Genomic DNA, 17,127 nt, shown 5'->3' with positions numbered 1-17,127 from the left:
TATGTTCGGTTTCCCTTTCAGGGAATGTTGCAACAACAAATAAAAATCCGTGGCTAAAATTCCTTCGTACCTTTGTGCTATCCTTGCAATTCAACTCCTCCATGAAGCAATGCTAAGTTGTCGCTCTCCTGACACACGATGCCGAGCTGGAGCTCAGCGCTCCCAGCGGTTGTCCCATCAACTGTGCTTCAACAAAGATCCGTGATAATCCGTGGCTAAAATTTAGACGCGAGCATCGCCCCTCTACGTGGTGCTTTTTCCCCTTGCGCTTCAGGTAATGAATTAAAGAGGGTATTTACCTGGAGCAACCCAATTCTTTGGCATATACTTCTCTATATCTTTTGAACTAGGCATAGATAGACCAAGGCTATCTAATACAGATTCAACATCAACGGGGGTTAGTGAATTTACTACAAATCGAATACCTGCTCCTGCTCCTGTTCTATAGTTGGCTCGAGAACCTCTGCTATAAACATTGGGATGAAAACCTCGAATGGTAACAATACTGTGTTGAAAATCATTTAAAGGATTAACTTTTTCCCATTTAAAATACGGTGCATACCCATCGCGAACCCATTCAGGGTTAATGCCACTCATATCGTACAGTCCCAAAGGGTTTGGAGGATAATTGCCTGGAGGAGGGTTGTCGGCTGGGGTTTCATAGTAATCACTCTTATAGTTACGTCCTTTTTCCATCAAGCCATTGTCCGTGCCATACTTTACTGCCAAACCCCGGCTGCGCGCAGCATACTCCCACTGTGCATCCGTAGCCAAATTAAATGCCAAACCAGTTAATTTCCCTAACCATGCACAGTAGGCCATCGCCTCATCCCATGTCATAAATGTTGCAGACAACTCTGGTCGAAAGAACCTTCCAGACTCTCTTGATTGGACTTCTCCTACTAACTCTCGTCCTGTTTGTTTACAAAAGAGATCAAACTCCTTAAAAGTCACTTCCAACTTACCGATAGAATAACTATCTAGGGTCACCTTATGGACTGGCAATGCACTTCCATGGTTCGCAAAAAGGCGATGTACGCCCAAACTATCCGTATACCCCACATCTCCTAACATAAAAGTGCCTCCTTCCACATAAACCAAATCCGTCAAAGATTTCTTGATAATCCAATCCGTTTCCGACTCTGGCTTACCCTTCTGGGCACAAGAGACATGAAACAGACAAACACATAAAACCAATAATAGTGAGACTATTTTTCCTCTTCTTTCTTCCATAACTCTTTTCTTATTTCAACTACTCTTTTCCAATCCTCCGCATCTTTTAAAAGATACGTTTTTAACCAATTCTCATTATCCGTTAGCAATAGAACGTCTCGTTCCATATCATCAAAACTCTTGTTCTTTCTTTTACTCTTTATTCTTGTATATGGTTGTGACGAATTTTCATCCTTTCTTGCATCGACCACCATATGCTCAAAGGTCTCCTGCCAATCGCGTTTGCTAACAATATATTCCTCTAAAATTTTTAATGCAGCCGTTTCACTCCCATGATTCTTATCAAATGTCTTTATATCCTCCCAATAGCTGATGCGATGTTTTGCTAAGTAGTAGAGGATACGCCCTTTAACTTCTGGAGTAAGGAAATTCATGAACCCTTTATTTTTTTTCCCGTCCTTAATCATAGACAATAGGTTCTTTATCTGCCCCTCCTTTTGTTCGGCAGCATGCCAATCTGCAACCAGTTTACGAGCATCACTCAACAGTACTTGTGCTTTAATGGTAATATCGCTAGCAAAACCTTCTATGGCCTTCTTAGCATCCTTTGCCAGATCAACTCCTTCTTGAAGCAATTGAACTTGCCAAGCAACAAAGATTTGATAGACATTATACCCTTCCCTGGTGGTTTCAAATAGATCTACAAAATTGAAATCGTTATCTTTTAACTGGTTATAAACATACATCACCAACTCATAAAGACCTCCTAAACCTACAGAGAATTCGGCGGTGCCACCACCTCCTGCTCCCAAAGCAGCAGAAGCAGAAGCTTTGATGGTAAAACGACCACTAGTAGAATCATAACCAATTTTAAACTCGCCCGACAGTTCTGCTCCGGCAGTTCCATTCACAGCAACCCCTACATTACCAAGCTCTTTACAATCATCCTTTTCTATTATTACGGAGTTCCACTGTAGTGCCGCTTTTAATCCGGCTTCCGCTTTAACCCCTACAAAGGCACCTCCTTTTCCACTGGCTTTGGCCTCCAACAACGGATCAGAATCCTCTTTGTCTTTGGTCTTCTTGTTTTTAGTACTGATCTCTTTCCTTTTAATGTCATGGACCTTTTCCTTCTCACATTTCCGTGACCCTTTGATCAATAATGCTTCGGTATTAACCCCGACATTTATATCTGCCGAGAGCAACACATTGGCTCCTGCATAACCACTCACTTCCCCTAATAGATCCATACGGAAATAACCAAAATCAAGCTTCGCGACATCCACGGTAGAGAAAGTGTTTCTCTCCTCTAGCTTATACCCCGTTAAAACCACACGTCTATTTTGCTTATTACGCTCTTGGGTATCTACAAGTAATTCACTTTCTCCTTTACTGGTTACCCTTTCACCATGTCTCACGATACTATCAATAATAAATGGATATCGATTTGCTATGGCACCACGGTAAGCATAAAGTAGTTTTAAGATATATTCTGATGAATACTTTCCAAAGAAGGATGCTGTTTCATGGAAATAGACTGGGAAGCCATTCATCTTATCGAAGAATTCAATCGGTTTCTGAGACAAATCGACATACTCTGGATAATTCTTCTTCAGATATTGATGGAAGTCACTAAATTTAAACTCTTTATCCTTTTCTATACCTTCTATTTTCTCTATTCTTTCTATAATCTTATAATTAGGAATAATTAGTTCTTCTAATTTGTCCCTAGGTTGTGTTACATTCTCTTGTGTCGGATTATTAATATTTATTCTCCGTTGCGACTCCCCTTTATATGGATAACTGATGTTTCCCATGTCTTTATTCAGGTTCATAAACCATTGATTCAATGAGCCTAAAGAATTTATTATTTTCGGGTTTATTTTTAAGTACACTGATTATCAATTCATTAAAATCACTATCGATGATTTCTGCGAGAGTTCTCATCAATTCGAGGATAAAACCCCAAATTCGTTGTACTATTACAAGTTCCATTCCTTGATCTTTTACATGAGCAAAGATTCCACCTAGCGTCTCATATGCCTCGAACCTTTTTGCTAAACTAAAAACGTTAAACTCAATAATAGCTACAGATAGATCTGCTATTTGAGCATCAAAATCACTCGATTGAGATTTTCCTAAACCAAAATAGTTCTTTGATTCCTTAAAAAAGACCTCAATACTCCATCTAATACTATATATCTGATAAGCTTTCTCTATGCTCAGCTTTGTATTTGAAGATACCAATAAATGCCATTTCCCTCGCTTACTGTTCTTGCAAAAGAATAGTTTTACATCTGTACCTTTATATTTCACTGTGACTTCTGCACAATATAGACTAAGTGACTTTACCCATTTTACTCTCTTTCGCTGTTTAAGTAAGAGAGCAAGTTCTTTGGTGCTATATTCTTTGTCTTTGAAAGAATATTTAGCACTAGACATCTTAGCCATTGCAACAAGATGCATACCATTAGAGATCACAGTTTTTAATATTGAATCACAGAAGAACCAACTGTCCATAAGTATGTAGTCTACTGTAATTCCTTGTTTAATAGCATTTACCATCATCTCTTTTGCCATCGTTATTTTATCAATAACGAGTTCTTTCTCTCGGTTAAACCCATTACTCTTTGTTGATCGTTTCTTTGAGAACTGTTTTTTACGTTGTTTGGCAGTGAGTCCAAATGGAGTCTTTTTATTCTTCCCTCTTTCTTTATGTAGAGAGAAGTCCAATGTAAAATAGCTTTTGCCATCCCATAAACCTAGAAATAATCCTTTAAAACCAAATATATAACGATGGGTTACATGCGACCATATTTTACTAACATGTTCAGTTTTGTAGGTAGACTTCTCAAAATCAGTATCGTCAATAATTAAGCATCTTTCTGCTTGATTACAGTCATCAGAGTGAGAGTTTTTGGCTATTTGACCAAAGAGTTTATTATTACATGATGAAACTATAGTACGCCAATCTATCTGGCTGTTATTTTTAAATCGATAGAATGTATTCTTTTGTGCTTCTAACATCTCTGATAGATAATGCTTACTGTAGCTATAAATATTAGGGATAGAGAAAATTGGGAAAAGTAGTAAGCCTAATAGTATGTCACCTTTGAAGTAAGTAGACTGAGGCAACTCTTTATTTCCTAATTTCAGTTGTCTTAAGTTGAGTAACTTGTAAAGGCTAATAATTCGATTAATTCCTTTTTCACTTGAACTGAAAAAACTCTGTGTCTCTGAAAAAACTTTTGTACTTTTATTCTGAAGCATGATTTATTTGGTTATTGGAACAACATTAATTTACTGATAATTAATGAATTATCAAAATAAACATGCTTCTTTTTATGCTGTAAATCAAGATGTTAGCCTACATGGGAAACATCAGTGGATAATAATCTCTTTGTTGCTTCCTTTGCTCTTCGTTCAAATTATTATTCTGTACTCCAATATATGGAGAGGCATAAAGAGTGTAATTTAAATTCACAACCGCTTGCATAAACTCGATATGAGCTTCTTGCCACGTTCCTGTACTAAAAAAATGAGAAAGCCCAACATATTCTGCTTTCAAAAAATGATACGCTGCATCGGCTCTTCTTTGTCCTAAACCTTGGTTATAAATACTACTCCCCTTAGCATCGGTATGGCCGATAATATCGAGCCCAATCAATTTCGTTTTACTTGGATTATAGTTATTCAGATGTTTAAACTGCTTAATTAAACCATAAGCGGTGTGGGGTGCAATAAAATCACAGTCAAAGAAAAAATTAGCAGGATAGTGTTCACTATTATCTTCCGCGGGTATCTTCTCCCACTGCTTCTTTTCTGTCCGTTTTGTTACATCTAATTTTGCATGGTGCCCATTTTCATTAGGGAAATAGAAATTGGCATTGGCTTTCCCTTCTGCCAACACCGCATCAGCTTCTGCTTTAATACTTCCTTTCGCCAATTTACCTTCTAAAATATTGCTTTCGAATTCCCCTTCTGCTTTGGCTGCCAATCGAAGCAGGGAATATTCAACCCCTGCCGTAAAAACATTTGGGGGAACAGGTTCATCTTCTACAGTCTTTTTGAGTTTTGCACGATACTGTTTACCTAAATCAATATTCGGATTTTTACCCTTCTCAAACAAAATCTTTGCAGTATAAAGTCCAAATTTCTCATCAAACTCCTGATCTTCTTCGCCTTTTTTCCACAAATCCCTAACCTCTCGGATCACAATATGTGCATGGTCTTGGGAAAAAGTATCTTTTTTGAGTAGTTCAATAATATGTTTCTTGTCCTCCTCTTTATTAAAATCTCTTTTTCCTTCTACTAACGCAAAAGTCTTTTCCCACTCCTCCGTTACAGAGTAATCTAACGAGGTCAGAAACTTTTCGATCTCTTCAGGAAACGGAACCGTTTTAACTAATTGAGACAAAACCTTTAGAATTGCAATATCATGCTCCTCTTTATACTCTGCTTTATCTTTATTCAAATACTTCTTTATCTTTTTATAAGATTTTGGATAGGAACTCTGTAATATCTTTGTTTTTATTTTTCTATCTATCTTTTTATTCCAAACCTTCTTTTGTGTTTTGACGTTCTTCTCTTTCTTTGCTGATATTTTACAATCTTTCAGAAGATCCTCTCCCTCTACCGCATTCTCGAAAATTTTAAACATACATTCGACGGTCGATTTCTTTAAAGAATCATTCTTAAGACGAGATGTATATTTCTTCTTTACCTTTTCAATAAATTTCTTCGCTACCATAGAAGTAGCCTTCTCTTTTAAACGAATACACTCTGTATACAGTAGGGATTCCTTATAGTTATCAGGGATAGGGGAGATTGTATTATTGTCGCTGCTACCGTCTTTCTTTGGTTCTTCTTCATCACTAAAAAAAGCCTTACGAATTGCATCTGCTTTTTCATCATTGGACTTAAAAGTTGTTTTTGCCAACTCTTTTATAATATTATCGCCCAAATAATGGTTAGTCTCACCACTCTCGTCATCTACTTTTATCAGTTCATCGTGGTCTGACTTTAAAAGACATATTATCTCTCCAGTTTCAGGAATAAGTAGAATCTCATCCACCGCTTCCTTTCCATTTGTTTCTCCCATAACCTTACTATTAAGATCATTAGAAAAATAAACACTCATTGATGTTTTTAACATAGTAGTAATTTTAAAATAGGTTAATATGCCTCGATCTCTAATTGATCCATATCGGAAGTGATCTTATAATCCTTAAGGATATCATCCTCTAAATATCCATCCTGGTAATAAAGATCATACCACATGTTATTCAAATTAAAGGTCACCAACTTACCAACACTATTTCTGCTTTTCACCACCAATAGATTCTTTCCCTCCATTGGACTTTCCAACCTATGACCATCCAAATCGGTCCAGTAGAGCTCTAATAATTTATGCTTCTCTTCAGAACTACTCCTAGCAATCGTTCTTACAACCTTAGCATCCTCTTTCAGCTCAGTAATTCTCCACGATTTAATATGTTTTCTTTTACGATTACGAGTAATGGCAGGAGAGAGACGTAGGGTCATCTGCATACTATTCTGATCATCGGAACACATCTCCTCTTTCAGCCCCACACAGTAGCAGTCCCAAAACTCAATCTTAAAACCCATAAATTGATCATCCACTAACGTAATAACCCCTTGGTGCATCTGACCAGAGAACATCCATTGATAAAAGAAATCATCCTGATCACTACTATCCATGGTCAGATAGAATTGACCACCCAAAAGCTCTTTGCATATTCTATCAATAGTATTCTCCAATGGACGAACAAAGCGATCTAACAAGAGACCATAGTTAGGTGCCAAGCCATGATCTAAGCCCGCATCATAGCGTGCCTGACCCAATGCATTATAATAGTCCGACTTCATTTGATCTTCTCCAAAGGGAGAACTTAAGACATCACTAAAACGCAACGAAGGAAGATAATTTCCAAATTCAACTTTACACATACAATCTTTCTGGATTTGAAGATCCAAAGGCCCTACCTCTAAGGGCGGGATATCACGATCACCTATATCTGCACGATAACGATCCATAATATCATAAGGAAAATACTTCTGCAAGTATCTCCGATACAGCCAATTATCTGTCACTACGGGACAGAAGTAGTCGTAGTCCAAACAGTTAACATGACGTATGTTCCCATTCACTTCTAGTTTTATGCTATACATAGACCTGAAATTATGTAATAAAATATAGTCTATATCATAAAATGTGATGTATACCACAACACTAAATTATAACATAGCCCCCCTAGAGCTACGTTCTGTAAACGTGAATTAAATCGAAGTTTATAAGGGAAATAGCTCTATTATCCTACCGATCACCGAGATCGATAATATCTAAATTAGATTATAAATCAAATATATGTTAAACGCATTAATTTAACAAGCAAAAACAATTATCATTTATCAACATCATATGCCCAACAATCAAATGATACCGATTACACCCACAACAGTATGCAAACTCATTGGCACGTGAGGGACATCTATACCTAACGTCATTTGGTTGATAGAAAGATGCCAAGTTGGAGCACCACGTTCACAGTTATTGCATTAAAGACGTGCCATTGCCTTGGAACGCCTTTTATGCAACTAAATCGATGGAATGAAGTCATGATATCGGACTTACAGCCCTCGTATGATTATTACACCAATTCCACCCAAGGCTTCGCACTGGGCTAGAAAGTGTAGGACCTTCAGTGTAAGGTGAAGCAGCATTGCAAATCAAAACATATAGACACGAGCATCGTGTCTATACCAAGCAAACATCACTTGCCACGGTTAGATAAGATGATCGCATCTAACCGTTCATTACAGCTTTATCCAAAAGCACTATAGAAATCAAACATCTAGACGCAAACATCAGGCCTCTACTAACGCAACAAAGCACATTAGAGAGATACTAATGTGCTTTGTTATAAATATAAAGAGTGATCTTTTCTACTGTTTTCTATAAGAAGATCACCTCTGGTTCTAATTTTATTCCAAACTTTTGATCGATATCTTTTATGATCTTTTGAGCCAAAGCGACCACATCATTGCCTTTTGCAGCCCCATGGTTTACCAAAACAAGCGACTGTTTATCGTGGACTCCTACGGCACCTTCCGTATAGCCTTTCCAACCAGCATGCTCGATAAGCCATCCAGCAGCCACTTTCACTTTGCCACTATCTAAAGGGTATACCACCATTTGGGGGTAATGTTTTAAAAGGTTATCTACCACCTCTTTATCTAGAACGGGATTTTTAAAGAAGCTACCACCATTACCAATCACCTCAGGATTTGGCAGTTTGCTTTCACGAATCTCCACAATACGTTCACGAACCTGAGTCAATGACAAGTCTGCGCCATAGCTCTCTAGATCCTTTAGCGCACCATATCCGATATTTATGGCATGATCTTTTAGCGTCAGTTTAAAAGTAACACTCAAGACCAAAGCGAGCCCTTTATAACGATGTTTAAATATAGAGTCTCTATATCCAAAATGACAATCATCATTTTTTATAACGACAATGGATTCTGTCTCAAAATCCCAAAAACAGACCTCTTCGATAACATCCTTAGCCTCGATACCATATGCACCAATATTCTGGACTGGTGCAGCACCAACCACACCTGGTATATGGGATAGGTTCTCCACCCCACCCCAGCCTTTAGACACACAGTAGGCTACAAAATGATCCCACACCATTCCCGAACCAACCTCCACTGTGACGATTGAGTCAGTGTTTGTCTCTTTGATTATGTTGTTTATGTGTGACTGCATCACCAGGCCATCAAAATCTTCGGTAAAAAGAACGTTACTACCCCCCCCAAGAACAAACTTCTTCTCATTTTCAAACCTAGAGGTTAGCAGACAGTTCAACTCTTCAATATCATCAATCGAGTCAAAAGATATAAAGTATTTGGCTTTGGCATCCACGCCAAAAGTATTTAAAGACTTTAATGGATAATCTTTTTGTATGAATAACATATTTAATAGTAGTATCGAAATATTAGATAGAAAAAAACCGCCATCTAAGAAGAAGGCGGTTTCATATTTTTATAATGTCTTATACATCAATATTTGCATAAACAGCATTCTCTTCAATAAAGTTTCTACGAGGAGCCACTTCATCGCCCATAAGCATAGAGAATGTATGGTCCGCTTCCACAGCATTATCGATAGTCACTTGTCTAAGCATACGCTCTTCTGGATCCATTGTGGTATTCCACAACTGCTCCGCGTTCATCTCACCAAGACCCTTATAACGTTGTACGTGTACAGAACTTTCGTTTCCGTTACCCCACTCTTCCACCAAACGGTCTTTTTGTGGATCAGTCCAGCAATACTCTTCTTTGTTACCTTTCTTCACCAAGTATAGTGGAGGAGTAGCAATATACAGATAACCATTCTTAATCAGATCCTGCATGAATCTAAAGAAGAAAGTCATAATCAATGTTGCAATATGCGATCCATCCACGTCGGCATCGGTCATGATAACAATCTTGTGGTAACGAAGTCTAGAGTAGTCCAACCCTTTTTCGTCATCCTCTGTTCCCACACGAACACCTAAAGCGGTATAGATATTACGAATCTCTTCGCTCTCAAACACCTTATGTGTCATTGCTTTTTCCACATTCAAGATCTTACCTCTCAATGGCAAGATCGCTTGGAATTTTCTATCACGCCCCTGTTTTGCAGTACCACCCGCAGAATCACCCTCGACAAGGAACACCTCACAAGCAGAAGCATCTTTAGAAGAGCAGTCAGCAAGCTTACCAGGAAGACCTCCACCAGATAGCACCGTTTTTCTCTGTACTAACTCACGTGCTTTACGTGCAGCATGACGAGCCTGAGCAGCAAGGATCACCTTATTCACAATCATTTTCGCAGCCTTTGGATTCTCTTCCAAATAGTGTGAAAGCATCTCCGAAACCGCTTGATCGACACTCAAACTCACCTCTGAGTTACCTAGCTTGGTTTTTGTCTGTCCTTCAAATTGAGGCTCAGCAACTTTAACCGAAACTACAGCAGTCAATCCTTCACGGAAGTCATCACCACTAATATCGAACTTCATTTTACTAAGCATTCCACTACTATCGGCATACCCTTTCAAAGTACGCGTCAAACCACGTCTAAAACCAGTTAGGTGAGTACCACCCTCTATGGTATTGATATTATTCACATAAGCGTGAATATTCTCAGTAAACGATGTATTGTAACACAAAGCGATCTCTACAGGAATATTATTTTTTTCTGTATTGATATGGATCGTTTGATCGATGATACGATCTCTATGTCCATCAAGATAGTCCACAAATTCAGCCAGTCCTCTCTCAGAGAAGAAAGTATCACTTTTAGGATTACCCTCCTCGTCGATCTCTCTTAGATCCGTCAGAGAAAGATTGATACCTGCATTTAGAAATGCAAGCTCTCTCAAACGAGCCGCAAGAATCTCATATTTATATACTGAAACACTAAAAATAGAGCTATCAGGCATGAAAGTAATGGTAGTACCTGTTTTATCAGACTCTCCAACCACATGTACATCTGCCTGTGGCTTACCACATGAGTACTCCTGTTCCCACAACTTACCATCGCGGTGAACTTCCGCTTTCAAGTAAGTAGAAAGTGCATTCACACAAGATACACCCACACCGTGAAGACCACCAGAAACTTTATACGAATCTTTGTCAAATTTACCCCCAGCATGAAGAACAGTCATCACTACTTCCAAAGCAGATTTCTTCTCTTTGGAGTGAAACTCGGTAGGAATACCACGACCATCATCTTCAACCGTAATTGAATTATCAGGGTTTATTGTAACTAAAATATTTTTACAATAACCAGCCAATGCCTCATCAATAGAGTTATCAACCACCTCATACACCAAATGATGAAGACCTTTGACATTCACATCCCCAATATACATCGCAGGACGTTTTCGAACCGCCTCAAGACCCTCTAAAATCTGAATACTGTCGGCTGAATAATCAGAAGCTCCATTCATTTTGTCGTAATCTAAATCACTCATATATTTAATATTCAATTGTTACAAATCCACGACTACTTTACTCACGGCTAAAGTCAAAAATATGACCATCTTTTTAGCATAAAGTAGTTCCAATACGTATCAGCAAATATAACGAAAATTGTTCATTTAATCACATTACTTTCAAACGAAAGAGCAGCAGAAAAAAAGAAGTATTTATGGTTAAATGTCGCTTACCCAAATATAGGATAAAAGAGTAAAGCTACCTGCAGGTCAACAGGGCCTAAACAGGTAGCTTCAATGCCATTTAAATCGATCGAAAAGAGCGATTTAATACTATTCAAAATATGTTTTCAAGCATCCGAACCAACCTCTACCACCACAGACTACAGGTAGCCTAACAGCTATTAAATCATGAAATAGACATCACAGGGGGATTCAAGCTACCTTCCCCTGCCTTTCCCCTGCAAATATTCGAGAAATGTCCGAGAATGCTTCGAGAATCGTCCATCGATTTGGGTAAAATGGTGGACGATTCTCGGAGAACGGTTGGATAATTCTCAAGCCAATGCATACTAAAGGCAGGGGAAAGGCAGGGGAAGCTCCCTATCAGGTAGTATAAAACCGTGTCATAACTCCCTGTAAGGTGTTTTAAAACTGTATCTTGACTTATTGTTATGTGGTATAAAATTGGGCATAAGAGCCCTGTTGATTGGTTCTTGGATATTAATTGTAGTGCATTATATTGACATCATGTTCCATGTCATAGCATTATGATATATTGCAATATGGAGTCTATGAGAAACACCTATCTTCTCAGAGACTCCATATCTGTATCAATTTAGAAGTTCCAAGTCAATCCTAACTTAAACTCAAATCCGTTTTGGTTGTAGCCGATCCACTCTTGATATCTTTGGTTCAACAGGTTGTTAAACTGACAGAATGTAACGAGGTTGTATGGCAATTCATACTTTGCGCCAATGCCTAGATTAACAAAAGATTTGATCTCAGGCAGCTTTGTGTCGACCACCACTTTGTTTTTATCATCTACGGAATATACCATTCCTTTTTGTGCGCCAATAAAGCGTAGTGTAGAGCTCATTGACAGTCGTGGAGTGATCTTGTACCCTCCATCGATATTGAAGGTCACTTGTGGCTTATAAAACAGTGAATCTTTATCTAAATTATAGTGATGATACATCACTCCGGCCGTAACGAAAGTTTTCTTGGATAACACGGCATTAAGTTTCAGCCCCAGTGTCAAACAATTTACATCTTGGTAGAATGCTCTAAAACGGTTGTCATAAACTACATTTTTGCCATCTACATGCTTTTGCATACCCCAGTAGTGATCGTTTTTCAACATCTCATACTCTGCAAAGATATCGTAGCTCAAGACGCTTAAGAATAGCCCTTTGGCTCCAACAGCAGCTTTGATTTGTTGTTTGGCATCCTCAATACGTTGACCATCATACATATAGGTGTTTTCGGCCACCATTTTGTAGTAATCGTTATTTTGTACCGATCCAGTCATGTTAGCATACCAAGTCATATAGCCTTTCAACATGTCGTATTGGATATCGATTTCTGGATATACCACTACGGTATTGCCAAAACCTGAATCAAAAGAGGCATCGACACCTAAACCAACGGTTCCGATGATTTTTTCGTTTCTAAAACTAACCTTAGGTACAAACCTAAAGTAGAAGTCATTTGCAGAGGAGTCCGGTTTAGACTGTAATACACTATTTAATTGATCATATTGAAGTGCCATATCAATGCCACCATACAACTTATTAAACTTCTTCATCAGCCCCAAGTTCAATCCAATGTTGTTCTCGGACTGCTTATAGTTTGTCTTGAAATATTGGTAATCGAAATTGGCATTGATAGATATCTTATCCTCTGAGCGATCGGTTTTGTATGTTAAACCTGCCGACACATTATTCTGTGATAGTTTATCGCCATAGTTATAGGTGTTGTCCTTTCCATCGATTAACGATGTTGGAACCTCTCCGACATAACCATAGTATGTATCATATATGTTTCCGTAGCCTAGGTTTACCCCTAAAACAGATCTCTTCAAATAGAATCGAGAAGAGAGGTCAATATTTGTGTTTGCATGTGGCGCATTCACCTTTTGTCCAGACTCTAGCTTCTGGTCGGCAAATTGAGATTCATGAAGTAGATGAACTCCAAAGAGACGTTTGGAGGCATTTTTATTATTATACATCAACTCAAACAGAGGAGATAGATATGTTCCCATACCTGCACGTAAGAATCCATTGCCAGCATGCTCGTATGTAGGCAACTCCATCTCAGCAGGTTTCAACTTTGCAAGAGAGACATTGTCTTCGATAGGGGCCCCTTTGATGTCGTACTCTACCTTAGGTTTTTCAGGCACTTTTTGAGGTTCTGGTTCGTCCATGATCTTTTGAACCTTCTCCACCACTTTTCTTTGTGATTCGAACTCAAAAGACTTGCTAAAACCAATCTTTGTTGTATCGCCTTGGGCGATATTAACATTTGCAAAAACAGTCTGACCACTAAATAGTAATAGGAACAAACCTAAAGTATAATTGAAGTTTTTCATCTTTATCATCTCTATATCTTAAAAGTGAACTGCCTGTGTTTTCTTAGGACTTTTCTTCTTGCTATTATCTTTTGGCTTTGGAGTTGTCTCCGCCGTCTGTGTTGCTTGAGCCAATATTTTTTCTAGCTGTGCTTTTAGTGGTGCCTCGATTTGTAACCCTTGGTTAAGGAAGGATTGTACTGTAACTTTAGCCATCAATTTATCACCTTTGGCCAACATAGCTTGAGTTGCAACAATGTAGTATCGAGCTAAAACATTTGCATTAGGGCCGACTTTAGGACCATACTCCTTAAGAAGAAGGTTCACACAGTCATCATAACGTCCCGCCTGATATAGAAGCACTCCACGACGATATACAGCATTCACACTGTATTTGTCGCTATAGGAGATAAACTTAACATTTTCTAGTACGGCAAGTGCTTTGGCATTCTCCTGTATTTTCAGGTAAGACAACCCTTGAAGGTATCTCACTTCGTTGCGTAACGAAGTAGAGAGGCTTCCGTAATGGCTTAGCTTATCCCCTGCTTCAATCACTTTACTCCATTTTTTGGCAGCAAACGAAGCTCTTACATAACCGATGTACCCAGTTACATTTGCGTCTTTATCGCCTTCGATCCATCTCATGCGCTGATACTGAACCATCGCCTCTTCAAAACGACCTTCATTCATTAAGAATGCCGCTGCCTCTTTCAATGCTTGGGCATAGTATGCACCACGCCCCAATCGGATGATTAGGTTGTTGTACATGTAAGATTTCTCTTTGTTGCCCAAGTAACTATAGAGAGTGACCAAATAGTGGTAGACTTCTCTACGGTGAGCACCTTTAGGGAAATCATTGATATATTTTTTCAATGACAACTCAAAGGCAGTAGTGTGGTTATATGGCAGAATCTCATCGCCTTTAGCCCCCTTCTTCAGAAGGACATAGGCGTCTTTTTTCTGCTCATAAGCATCTAAGTTTTTGTTCTTCTTATAGCTAGAGAACTCCACCGTCTCTCTCAAAGGAATCTTATCGTTATAATGGGTTTCGATTGCTTGGAAACGAAGCGCATCGGGGTCGACATCATCTTTATTTACTGGAATGTGGTTTGTCTTCACATAAGCCACATAAGCATCTGGTTGATTGGTCTCGATGTAGACACTTTTCAATTTAGATAACGCCCTTTTACGCTTATCCGATGATGGATATTGCTCGATTAAGGTTTTTAATGTTTCGATAGCTGGATTGTAGTTCTTCTCTCTAATGTAGATTCCCGATAGACCTAGAAGGGCTTCAGGCACATACTTAGAGTCGTTACTTTCAACCACTTTCTTGAACTGCCCTTTCGACTGCTCCATAGCATCTCTGTTTCTCATCGATTTACCCAACTGTAGATGAGAGTAGGTGGCATAGGTAGAGTTCGGGAAATATTTTAGTAGTTTATTCCATGTCTTCTCCTCTGCACTCACATCATTCATGTTGTTATAGATATGTGCAGATTGATACAGAGAGTAGTCTGGATTGCTTAGCCTCAGTTCGAATGCTTTCGTGTAAGAGTTTAGTGCCGAAGGCAGCTTATTGAGCACATAAAAACAGTCTCCATTTCTATTGTAACCGTCAGCTAATATCGCTTTTGTTTGATCTTTATAGCCATAAATGAATCGCTCAAAATATCTTTGTGCCACACTATAGTCTTTCTTCATATAGTAGCAGTAACCAATACTGTAGTTGACCTTATTTCCCTGTTTGCTCAGGTAGGCACCAGGAGAAGATTTGTACTTTAAGTAGTTATCAAGTGCTTGGTCGTAGTTACCAAGCGAGTAATAACACTCGCCAAGCCAATAGAAAGCTGTTGCTTCTTCACGTTCGCTTAATGAGCCATATTTTTTAGACTGATCAAACAGTTCAATACTCTTCTGATATTCGCCTTGCATGTAGTACTTAAGTCCCAACTTATTGCAGTTGATCTCATAAGCAATACGCATCTCTTTGTCAACAAATGAGAGGCTGTCGATGATCTCAATAGCCCTTTGGTTGTTTGGGGTATTACTAAAAGTTAGTGCAAGGTAACGGTAGGCCTCCCTGTTGCTCTCTGAATATGGATATTTTTTGATGTAATCATTAAACATATTCAATGGGTCATTGGTAGCACTCCAATTCTCTAAATAGCTAATCTTTGTTGATAAGAAGAAGGCATCTTCAGATATTTTAGGATCGAAATCCATCTTGGACGCTTTCAATAGACAGTCTAAGGCCATGGTACGATCTCCAAGCTTATCGGCACAAGCTCCAAGGTGGTAGAGACTATTTTGCCCCAAGAGGCTATTGTTTTTAGAGGTACGCTCGAAAATATCTTTGGCATCTTGATACTGCTCATCATAGAAAAGACAGTAGGCGTAGTAGTAATCGGCTTGATCATTACGACTACTCGCATCAGATGCATATGTTTCGAAATAGGTCAACGCCTTCTTATAATCCTTTTGCATGAAATAGGCCTCTCCGATCAAGCGAGCCATATCTCCTTTGAAACTTCCTTCTGCTTTTTCATATAGAGGTTGAGCCATCTTAAGTGCCTCTTCGTATGCCCCTTTTTTCAGCATTATCTGACACTTATAGGTCTTCACGAAATCATCAAATTCAGGATCGTTTTCTATCAATTTCAGATGTGACTGTGCACTACCATATTTACCCTCCTCATAGAAGATATATGCCAAATATGAGTGTGCTGCATGGTTATACATTGAGACCTCACTACTCTCTTCAGCTGAAACGACAGAGAAGAATTCGTTCTTGGCAGACTCAAACTCGGATTGGTTCAGTAGACAGTAACCTCTTTTATAGTGGAACTCATCCATTGATGCCTCTTCGAGCTTCTCTTCAGAAACGTTGTTGAAGTAAACTAGGGCATCATCATATTTCTTTTGTGCAAAGTATTTTGATGCCAATTCGAAACTACCTTGTGTAGCTAGTCGGCTGTCGGCATATCTACTAATAAAGTTCTGCATCAAAGTATAACCACGCTCTTGGTTTAGATGAAGAGACGATGAAGCATAGTAATAGGCAGACTCTGTTTCAAAATTTCGTCTATTCGGCGAAGACTCCGATATCTCCTCGAAAGCAATGCATGCACCACTATAGTTGCCATTATTATACATTTCTAATGCCTTCTCAAACTTCTCGGCAACTTTCCCATGAAGTATTTGACCATGTGAAACATACACCGTTAATAGAAATCCGAAAACTAAACATATTGTCTTTTTCATTCTGCCCATTTTATATGATGATTTACCTCTATTAGTATTTTTTTTCAAAGCAAAAGAAGATAGCTCCTTCCAAGTAACGTAAATTCTTTTCAAAAATGCATATTTTTGTAATAATTA

At 38.6% G+C, this 17,127-nt stretch carries 9 protein-coding genes; all 9 read right to left on the bottom strand.

What is annotated here, in order from left to right:
• Nucleotides 1-282: 282 nt before the first annotated feature.
• A complete protein-coding gene (locus K5X82_17300) occupies nt 283-1,233 on the bottom strand; it encodes a formylglycine-generating enzyme family protein (protein ID QZT36969.1) in 951 nt (316 codons plus the stop codon).
• Nucleotides 1,209-3,008, bottom strand: a complete 1,800-nt coding sequence (locus K5X82_17295; GenBank protein QZT36968.1) for a hypothetical protein — start codon at nt 3,006-3,008, stop codon at nt 1,209-1,211. The genes K5X82_17300 and K5X82_17295 overlap by 25 nt, the downstream gene beginning before the upstream one ends.
• On the bottom strand, nt 2,995-4,443 hold the full coding sequence (locus K5X82_17290) for a transposase (GenBank protein ID QZT36967.1): 1,449 nt from the start codon (nt 4,441-4,443) through the stop codon (nt 2,995-2,997). Before K5X82_17290 ends, K5X82_17295 begins: the two co-directional genes overlap by 14 nt.
• 97 nt (nt 4,444-4,540) lie before the next feature.
• Nucleotides 4,541-6,328 carry a hypothetical protein gene (locus tag K5X82_17285; protein QZT36966.1) on the bottom strand — a complete coding sequence of 596 codons (1,788 nt, stop codon included), beginning with the start codon at nt 6,326-6,328 and terminating at the stop codon, nt 4,541-4,543.
• Between the two features lie 20 nt (nt 6,329-6,348).
• Nucleotides 6,349-7,365, bottom strand: coding sequence for a hypothetical protein (locus K5X82_17280; protein ID QZT36965.1), 1,017 nt, complete (start codon nt 7,363-7,365; stop codon nt 6,349-6,351).
• 784 nt (nt 7,366-8,149) lie between these two features.
• Nucleotides 8,150-9,172 carry a UDP-N-acetylmuramate dehydrogenase gene (gene murB, locus K5X82_17275; GenBank protein QZT36964.1) on the bottom strand — a complete coding sequence of 341 codons (1,023 nt, stop codon included), beginning with the start codon at nt 9,170-9,172 and terminating at the stop codon, nt 8,150-8,152.
• A gap of 79 nt (nt 9,173-9,251) precedes the next feature.
• A complete protein-coding gene (gene gyrB, locus K5X82_17270; protein QZT36963.1) occupies nt 9,252-11,216 on the bottom strand; it encodes a DNA topoisomerase (ATP-hydrolyzing) subunit B in 1,965 nt (654 codons plus the stop codon).
• A 799-nt stretch (nt 11,217-12,015) separates the two neighbouring features.
• Nucleotides 12,016-13,767 carry a hypothetical protein gene (locus K5X82_17265; protein QZT36962.1) on the bottom strand — a complete coding sequence of 584 codons (1,752 nt, stop codon included), beginning with the start codon at nt 13,765-13,767 and terminating at the stop codon, nt 12,016-12,018.
• Nucleotides 13,768-13,785: 18 nt separating this feature from the next.
• Nucleotides 13,786-17,010, bottom strand: coding sequence for a tetratricopeptide repeat protein (locus K5X82_17260; GenBank protein ID QZT36961.1), 3,225 nt, complete (start codon nt 17,008-17,010; stop codon nt 13,786-13,788).
• Nucleotides 17,011-17,127: the final 117 nt, after the last annotated feature.

The organism is Prolixibacteraceae bacterium, assembly GCA_019856515.1.
GTDB lineage: Bacteria > Bacteroidota > Bacteroidia > Bacteroidales > Prolixibacteraceae > Halosquirtibacter > Halosquirtibacter xylanolyticus.
The sequence above is the reverse complement of the archived record's forward strand: the minus strand, read 5'-3'. Positions and strand labels throughout refer to the sequence as shown.

What these genes read in the sequence shown, in the direction of transcription:
- K5X82_17290 (QZT36967.1), bottom strand. Translation starts at nt 4,443, where the DNA reads ATGCTTCAGAATAAAAGTACAAAAGTTTTTTCAGAGACACAGAGTTTT.
- murB (QZT36964.1), bottom strand. Translation starts at nt 9,172, where the DNA reads ATGTTATTCATACAAAAAGATTATCCATTAAAGTCTTTAAATACTTTT.
- K5X82_17295 (QZT36968.1), bottom strand. Translation starts at nt 3,008, where the DNA reads ATGAACCTGAATAAAGACATGGGAAACATCAGTTATCCATATAAAGGG.
- K5X82_17300 (QZT36969.1), bottom strand. Translation starts at nt 1,233, where the DNA reads ATGGAAGAAAGAAGAGGAAAAATAGTCTCACTATTATTGGTTTTATGT.
- gyrB (QZT36963.1), bottom strand. Translation starts at nt 11,216, where the DNA reads ATGAGTGATTTAGATTACGACAAAATGAATGGAGCTTCTGATTATTCA.
- K5X82_17280 (QZT36965.1), bottom strand. Translation starts at nt 7,365, where the DNA reads ATGTATAGCATAAAACTAGAAGTGAATGGGAACATACGTCATGTTAAC.
- K5X82_17265 (QZT36962.1), bottom strand. Translation starts at nt 13,767, where the DNA reads ATGAAAAACTTCAATTATACTTTAGGTTTGTTCCTATTACTATTTAGT.
- K5X82_17260 (QZT36961.1), bottom strand. Translation starts at nt 17,010, where the DNA reads ATGAAAAAGACAATATGTTTAGTTTTCGGATTTCTATTAACGGTGTAT.
- K5X82_17285 (QZT36966.1), bottom strand. Translation starts at nt 6,328, where the DNA reads ATGTTAAAAACATCAATGAGTGTTTATTTTTCTAATGATCTTAATAGT.